This window comes from Eudoraea sp. (genome assembly GCF_049665975.1).
Taxonomy (GTDB): Bacteria; Bacteroidota; Bacteroidia; order Flavobacteriales; family Flavobacteriaceae; genus Eudoraea.
Genome location: NZ_JBATGR010000079.1, coordinates 1 through 3508, shown reverse-complemented (window position 1 = coordinate 3508; position 3508 = coordinate 1). Strand labels below are relative to the sequence as shown.

3 protein-coding genes, 1 other RNA gene and 1 pseudogene are annotated in these 3508 nt (G+C 39.2%); 3 read left to right on the top strand and 2 right to left on the bottom strand.

Going from position 1 to position 3508, the window contains the following annotated elements; genetic code table 11:
* On the top strand, positions 1-1032 hold a 1032-nt coding region (gene asnA / locus WBN20_RS03420; protein WP_424280701.1), incomplete at its 5' end, for an aspartate--ammonia ligase.
* 151 nt (positions 1033-1183) lie between these two features.
* Complete coding sequence (locus WBN20_RS03415; protein ID WP_424280700.1) at positions 1184-1738, top strand: ankyrin repeat domain-containing protein; 555 nt, start codon at positions 1184-1186, stop codon at positions 1736-1738.
* A gap of 75 nt (positions 1739-1813) precedes the next feature.
* Here WBN20_RS03415 and WBN20_RS03410 read toward each other — a convergent pair whose 3' ends face one another.
* Positions 1814-2059, bottom strand: coding sequence for a GIY-YIG nuclease family protein (locus tag WBN20_RS03410; protein ID WP_424280699.1), 246 nt, complete (start codon positions 2057-2059; stop codon positions 1814-1816).
* Positions 2060-2400: 341 nt separating this feature from the next.
* Positions 2401-2799, bottom strand: a transfer-messenger RNA (tmRNA) gene (gene ssrA / locus WBN20_RS03405).
* Positions 2800-3016: 217 nt separating this feature from the next.
* Between ssrA and WBN20_RS03400 the strand changes: the two are divergent.
* Positions 3017-3508 (top strand): annotated as a pseudogene (locus WBN20_RS03400) (alanine dehydrogenase); the annotation flags it as partial.

The following is a 3508-nucleotide window of genomic DNA, read 5'->3' as shown; positions in this document are numbered from 1 at the left end:
CCTTTAAAGAGGATGGAAGCGCTGTATATGATCAAAGACTTCATAGAGAAGGGATTGGCAGAGGCCTTAAATTTGCAAATGGTTCAGGTACCATTAATCGTAAGAGAGGATAGCGGTGTTAATGATTATCTGGATCGTGACGGCTCTCGTACTCCGGTAGAGTTTCCGGCAGGACTGGGCTTACCAAAGCGAATAGAGGCTCAGGTGGTACAGGCGGCGACCAAATGGAAACGTATGGCTTTAGCGCAATTTGATTGTGCAGTCGGGCAAGGTATCAATACAGATATGAGAGCTATAAGAAAAGATTATTTTCTTGATCATGATCACTCTGCATATGTCGATCAATGGGATTGGGAAAAGCGGATCTCTGAAGAAGACAGAACCTTAGATTATCTAAAAGATACCGTTAGAAAGATCTGGAAGGTAATCAGAGAAGCAGGTGTTATGGCCAAAACGCATTTTCCGGAATTAGCTGATCCCAAATATCCCGATTTTCCTGAAGAACTCAAATTCATTCATGCAGAAGAGATCCTGGCCATGTATCCTGATCTGCCTAGAAAACAAAGAGAAAATAAGCTTCTGGAAACATATCCTGCCGTATTTATCATTGGCATTGGTTCAGTACTAAAAGACGGCTATCCCCACGAGATGCGTGCGGCAGACTATGATGACTGGATTACGCCATCCACAACAATAAATGGGGAACAAATGCACGGACTAAATGGCGATATCCTGGTGTATAATCCGGTAACCAAAAGACGGCATGAGTTGAGTTCAATGGGGGTTCGGGTTACCAAAGACACCTTGAAAACCCAATTGGAGCTCTCCGGGCAAACAGATTTTCTTAAACTTCCTTACCACAGGGCAATTTTAAATGATGAAATTCCATTGAGTATCGGTGGCGGAATTGGTCAGGCGAGAACGTATATGTACCTTTTAAGAACCGCACATCTGGGTGAAGTAACAGTTTCTATCTGGCCTGATGAATTGAAAGCGATTTGTGCCAAAAAGAATATTCATGTTTTAGAATAGCAGGTATATATAGTAAAGAACTTGTTGGCTTAGACTTTTAACATAAATGCATATAATCAGTTATGGGAATAATGCTCTTAATCCGCTATATTTGAGATAGAGAGTGAAAAAATCGCTTTACTCAATTGTTGTACATAGTTTAATCCCGATCATGAATTCACGTCTGAAACAGCTGATTTTAATAACCTTAGTTTCAACAATAGGAATCACATCTTATGGACAAGAATTAACGAATAAAATTGCGTGGAGTATAAAGTATGGCCGAACTGAAAATTTTAAACATTTAATTACTGAAGACCGTATTAATGAATGTGTAGGAGTAGGAGATAGTAAAAAATATAATTATTTGGCCATAAGTATCAAGTTAAAATCGATGAAATCCTTGCGATATTTTGTTGAAAATGGCGCCAACATAGAGGGTGTTTGCGCGGATAAAACACCTTTGATGTATGCGGCAAAATACGGGCAACTGGAAATGTCCCGATACCTGGTGCAAAAGGGTGCAGATCTCAATGCAACTTACAAAGGCCAAACCGCATTAAGTTTCGCAAGACAATTTCGTCAGCATGAAATCATAAGGTACTTAAAAGAACATAAAAGGAAATTAAAAACAATTGAGGGTGAGGACTATGATGATAAGCGCCAGTATAGTTCCTGTGCTCCTTCGTTGAAACTTCGGAGCACACAAATATTGACATCATACTAATCTTTTATTTCTGAATGCAATTCCTGAACCAGACATTGCTCCTTCGCTGAAGCTTCGTAGCATGTATGTTGGTCATTAGGTAAACCTTTTATTTCTGAATGCAATTCCTGAACCTGATTTTAGATATCTTTCAAAGTCATAAGCCTTTTGCTTATTGGAAAATAGTGATACATGGACTACTTCAAATGGCAGTTTATCTTTGGTGAATCGGACTTTTCCATTCGCATGGTTTTTTAGTCGATTTTTTAAATTTTTTGAATAACCTGTATAGTATTGTCCATTTGCACATTTTAGTAAATAAACAGCGTATGGAAGTTCCATAAAAGTCTTTTAAAATGTATTAAAAATAATATTTGAAACTGCAAAAATCCTGCACCCTGCTTTATACAAGGCTACAGAGGACAAAAATGCAAAATAGGATCGGCATCCACCGAAGCCCTTCGGAAGAAAATTTATAGAATTATTAATATAAGTGGTTAATATTATAAAGCCCTCCAGCTCTTTCGTTGTGCAATAGCTGCGGAGAAATAATGAGTGCAATAAAAATAGGATCGGCATCCACCGAAGCCCTTCGGAAGAAAATTTATAGAATTATTACTATTAGGGGTTAATATTATAAAGCCCTCCTTCGCTCTCGACAAATCTCGAGCTACGGAGGGCATAGGTGGAGCCGGGGAGAATCGAACTCCCGTCCAAACAAGCAATTACAATGCTTTCTACATGCTTAGTTTTTGTTCGATTTTCGATGTGTAGCTGACCAAAAACCGCCTATTACACACTTAGCTTCTTAAGATTTTGGTGATACTAACAAAGCAATAGTACCCTTGTGTTGACTTTTATGGTGCCCCTAAATGAATCGCCGTCAACAAGGGCTATCCTGGGACATCTCGCTTCTCTACCTGGTAGAGACGAGGCTAAATCCTACTATAATTCGGATTAAGCGGCAAGAGCGTAATTATTATCGCCAACTAAAAGTTTGAAATATGAGTTTTACGAGCTATATCCCAGCGCTCGACATGCTTACATCGCCATTGGTCTCGCTGTCAAAACCAGTCGGCCCCTTCAATGAGATAGCTACGCTCACGCGTGGCGTAATCGAATTGAATCCCGCCTTGGCGAGATCTCATTCCCTCATCTTTTTTATCAATGAACGTTTGCCTTAAAAAGGATTGCGAAGTTAGCAAAAATAGAACTCCTTATACATATTCATGATTAAGGAATTTGGCTACCACTACAAATCCATGTATTTTCACGCAAAATTTATACCAAATTATACCTATGCATTTCGGAATCATCAGAGAACGCAAAAACCCACCAGACAGGCGGGTTGTCCTATCTCCCAAGGCATGTCAAAAAGTCCTGGAAACACATCCCGAAGCACAGATTACGGTGGAACCATCCCCAATTCGCGTCTTTACAGATGAAGAATATGTAGCAGCAGGTTTAAAAGTGGCCTCTATAATGGAGGAATGTGATGTATTGTTGGGGGTAAAGGAAGTTCCTATTGAACACCTAATACCAAATAAGAAATATTTTTTCTTTTCACATACCATTAAAAAACAGCCATATAACAGGAAATTATTAAAGGCAGTACTTGATAAGAATATTGAACTCTATGATCATGAAGTGATTACTAATGAGCATGGTATTCGCCTTGTGGCTTTTGGACGTTATGCAGGGATAGTAGGGGCTTATAACGGATTTCGTGCTTATGGATTAAAATCAGAACTCTTCCAATTACCAAAGGCCACAGCACTAGCAGATAAAGAG

What these genes read in the sequence shown, in the direction of transcription:
- WBN20_RS03415 (WP_424280700.1), top strand. Translation starts at nt 1,184, where the DNA reads ATGAATTCACGTCTGAAACAGCTGATTTTAATAACCTTAGTTTCAACA.
- WBN20_RS03410 (WP_424280699.1), bottom strand. Translation starts at nt 2,059, where the DNA reads ATGGAACTTCCATACGCTGTTTATTTACTAAAATGTGCAAATGGACAA.